The sequence below is a fragment of the Lutibacter sp. genome (assembly GCF_040883305.1).
Classification (GTDB): Bacteria; Bacteroidota; Bacteroidia; order Flavobacteriales; family Flavobacteriaceae; genus Lutibacter.
In genome coordinates this window covers 1-3,719 of the sequence record NZ_JBFLKT010000451.1, presented here as the reverse complement: position 1 = coordinate 3,719, position 3,719 = coordinate 1, and the positions used below count along the sequence as shown (strand labels likewise).

The window sequence follows — 3,719 nt, the reverse complement described above, 5'->3', positions numbered from 1 at the left end:
CGGTGTAATTTTTCTACTTCTTCTGTTCTTCTTTCTAAAAAATCAACTTTTTTAGTATAGTCGTTTATTTTAATTGTAATTTCTTGATTTAATTTTTTATTTTTATCGAGTTCTTGTGAAACTTGAGACTCCTTATCTCTTACTCGTTTTTCTGTCTCTGCAATTTTTTTATCGCGACCAATTATTACTTTTTCGTGTTCAGATTTTAACTCAATAAACTTTTCTTTAGCTTGAAGTATTTTATCTTTTTTAATAGCATCTGCCTCAATTTGGGCTTCTCGTATTAAAGATGTTGCTTCTTTTTTTGTATTTCTTAAAATCTTAGTTGCTTTCTTTTTTTCAAGCGATTTTGCAATTATATAACCAATTGCTAAACCTATTACTATACCAATAATAATTGGCATTATATATTCTACCATATTTCAAATTTGGATATAAAAAAACCTACAATAGTTTGGTTTTATGTAAACTCCTAAAAAACAAGTTTAGAGCTAACTAACTGGTCGAGGATCCGTTCTAGACGGCTTGCTCTAATAGTATAGACTCACTCTTCATAAAAATGTGACGTTGAGTTTAACAAACAATAACTAATGTAGGCAGTATTATTAATTAATATTATTTTAAAGAACTTATTTATTTAAATGCTTATCAATTAAAACATTTAATTTATTCATTTTTTCTAGTGCTTCTGTTAAATCTTCTTTTTTATTAATGGAATTTACTTCAATTAGTGACGCAAATTGTAGTGCACACATAGCCAAAACATCTTGTTTATCACTAACAGCATAATTTTGTTCATAATTACTTACTAAATCATTAATTTTAGTAGCTGCTTTACGCATCCCCTCTTCTTCATTTGCGTTTTTTACTTTAAGTGGGTACACTCTTCCTGCAACTGTAACTTTTATTTTTAATGATTCTCCCATTTATTTAAAAGATCTTATTCGCTTAATTGAGTGATACATGTGTCAATTTCACGAATTAAAGCATTTATTTTGAGTTTTGTTTCTCTTCTATCTTCTTTACTGCCTTCTATAGTTTTTGCAATTTTTAATGTTTGATATTTTTTTTCAATTTCATTATTAAATTGCTTTTCTTTAGTAATTTGAGCTTCTAAAACAGCTATTTTATCATATAAAACTTCGTTCTCTTCTTTTAAAAAACTATAATTTTCTAAAAGGGTTTTGAGCTTATTTTCAAATAAATTAATAACTTCAATTATATTACTCATATATACCTAAAGAATATAAACTATAAATACAAAGTTAGTGTTAGTATGTCAATATTACAACTGTTTTTTTTGCATTTTAGAAAAAACTTACTTTATTTATTAATAATTCGTTGAAATTTTAGACTTTACAAAAAATAATATTTAGTATTTTAGCACAAAATATTAAATGTGAGAAAAGTTTTTTTAATCTTGTTGTTATGTAATTTTACACTGGGCTTTAGCCAAGGTAATGCTACTACTGGCAAAGTTTACCCTAAAGATTATTTTACTACGCCTCTTAAAATTCCGCTGGTATTGTCCGGTACTTTTGCTGAACTAAGAAGTAATCATTTTCACGCTGGTTTAGATATTAAAACGTTGGGAAAAGAAGGTTTAGATGTTTTAGCTTCTGCAGAAGGTTATGTTTCCAGAATTAAAGTTTCACATTGGGGTTATGGAAAAGCGATTTATATTACACATCCGAATGGTTATACTTCTGTATATGCGCATCTGCAAAAATTTAGTGATAAAATTGAAGATTATGTAAAGAAACAACAATATAAAAAAGAAAGTTTTGAAATACATTTATTTCCATCTGCCGCAACTTTGCCAATATCTAAGCATGAAATTATAGGGTTTTCTGGAAATTCTGGAGGCTCTGGTGGTCCACATTTACATTTTGAAATACGCAATACAAAAACCGAAAAACCAATTAACCCAATGTTATTTGGTATTGAAGTAAACGATTCTAAAAAACCAAGAATTAATACATTAATTGGCTATTCTTTGAACAAAAATTCCCATATCAATGCTATTGCTAAACCAATTCAAATTTCTTTAATTCAACTTGAAAATGGCAATTTACTTGCTAAAAAAATCAAAGCATATGGTACAATTGGTTTTGGGATTAATGCCTACGATCAATTGGATGGTGCTTATAATAAAAACGGTTTGTACAGCTTATCACTTGCTGTTAATGGTAAAAGAGCACACGAATTTAATGCTGAATCTTTTTCTTTTGCAGAAAGTAAATATATAAATCTGTTAATTGACTATGAACGATTCAAGACTTTAAAACAGCGGATCCAAAAATGTTTTATTGAACCTGAAAACAAATTGAATGTCTATAAAAAAACCAATAATAATGGGTATGTAACCATTGAAAATGGAATGGATTATACCGTGGAAATAATTGCCAAAGATTTTAAAGGTAACAGTCAAAAAATTACCATTCCAATTACTGGAAGTAAGGATAGTATTTTAGTAAAAGAAACGATTAAAAAAACGCCTTATAAAATTAATCGAACTATTTTTAATGTTTTTAAAAAGGAAGGTGTCACTGTGGCTTTTCCAAAATTCACATTTTATAACGACTTTTATTTAGATTTTCAGTTGCAAGATTCAATAGTAAAAGTACACTCACCAATAGTTCCTTTAGATAAAAAATACACCTTGACTTTTGATGTTTCTAAATATACTGAAACTGAAAAAAAACAGTTATACATAGCTTCAATAGATGAAAAAGGCAGAACAGATTATGAAACTACTGTTAAAAAAGAGGCTACTTTTTACACTACAACTAAAAGTTTAGGAGATTTTACTCTAGTTTCCGATACAAAAGAACCAAAAATACAACTGGTAAATTTTAAGGATGCACAATGGTTAACAAATTTTAGTGAATTAAAAATAAAAATTACAGATAATGAGTCTGGCGTAAAATCATACAGAGGTGAAATTGATGGCGAATGGATTTTATTAGAATATGATCCAAAAATAGATTTGCTGGTTTATAATTTAAACGATAAAATTTTTACAACCGCAAAGCACAATCTAAAAATAACCGTAACAGATAATGTTGGAAATTCAACTACATTAAATGCTACTTTTTTCAGAAAAAAATAAGCGCCACAATTTGAAAACTTATACCCTATTTTTCTTTTTTATATTTACCACAGTTACTTTAAGTGCGCAAAAAGCTACAATTAAAGGTACTATTAAAAATACTGATAAAACCCCTATTGAGGGAGTTTCAATAAGTTATGCCAATTACGGAACTACCTCAAATAAAAAAGGTGAATATTTGTTACAAGTGCCTGCAGAAAAAGAAATTTCAATTATTTTTAGTCATATTTCATATACAACACTTCAAATAAAAATTTCAATTCCTACAAATAAAACTCTTCGCTACTCTCCTATTTTAACTATTAAAGTTGAAGAAATTGATGAAGTACTTGTTGAAGATAGAAAAAAAGATGCTCAAGGAACCATAAAAATTACAACTGAAAATATTACGAAAATACCAGGTGCTAATCAAGGTGTAGAAAATATTTTAATGACGTTACCTGGTGTAAATAACAACAACGAATTAAGTACACAATACAATGTTAGAGGCGGAAATTTTGATGAAAATCTAATATATGTAAACGGAATTGAAGTTTACAGACCATTTTTAGTAAGATCTGGTCAACAAGAAGGCTTGAGTTTTGTAAACAGTGCAATGGTTCAAAAT

5 protein-coding genes and 1 other RNA gene are annotated in these 3,719 nt (G+C 27.8%); 2 read left to right on the top strand and 4 right to left on the bottom strand.

Going from position 1 to position 3,719, the window contains the following annotated elements; genetic code table 11:
- The 4 genes from AB1Z17_RS14445 to AB1Z17_RS14430 form a co-directional block, all read right to left on the bottom strand.
- The coding region (locus tag AB1Z17_RS14445) for an Rnase Y domain-containing protein (RefSeq protein ID WP_368052471.1) at window positions 1-419 on the bottom strand (419 nt) is incomplete at its 3' end.
- Between the two features lie 47 nt (window positions 420-466).
- A non-coding RNA gene (ssrS, locus tag AB1Z17_RS14440) (6S RNA) lies at window positions 467-573 on the bottom strand.
- A 56-nt stretch (window positions 574-629) separates the two neighbouring features.
- On the bottom strand, window positions 630-926 hold the full coding sequence (locus AB1Z17_RS14435) for a cell division protein ZapA (RefSeq protein ID WP_368052470.1): 297 nt from the start codon (window positions 924-926) through the stop codon (window positions 630-632).
- 14 nt (window positions 927-940) lie between these two features.
- Window positions 941-1,231: a hypothetical protein gene (locus AB1Z17_RS14430; protein ID WP_368052469.1), complete on the bottom strand. Its 291-nt coding sequence runs from the start codon at window positions 1,229-1,231 to the stop codon at window positions 941-943.
- Between the two features lie 168 nt (window positions 1,232-1,399).
- On the opposite strand from AB1Z17_RS14430, the gene AB1Z17_RS14425 reads away from it, so the two are divergent.
- Window positions 1,400-3,112, top strand: coding sequence for a M23 family metallopeptidase (locus AB1Z17_RS14425; RefSeq protein WP_368052468.1), 1,713 nt, complete (start codon window positions 1,400-1,402; stop codon window positions 3,110-3,112).
- Between the two features lie 10 nt (window positions 3,113-3,122).
- Window positions 3,123-3,719: carboxypeptidase-like regulatory domain-containing protein (locus AB1Z17_RS14420; RefSeq protein ID WP_368052467.1), on the top strand; the 597-nt coding region annotated here is incomplete at its 3' end.

Bases quoted from the DNA above. Each gene is read 5' to 3' on its own strand.
- AB1Z17_RS14430 (WP_368052469.1), bottom strand. From the start codon at position 1,231: ATGAGTAATATAATTGAAGTTATTAATTTATTTGAAAATAAGCTCAAA.
- AB1Z17_RS14435 (WP_368052470.1), bottom strand. From the start codon at position 926: ATGGGAGAATCATTAAAAATAAAAGTTACAGTTGCAGGAAGAGTGTAC.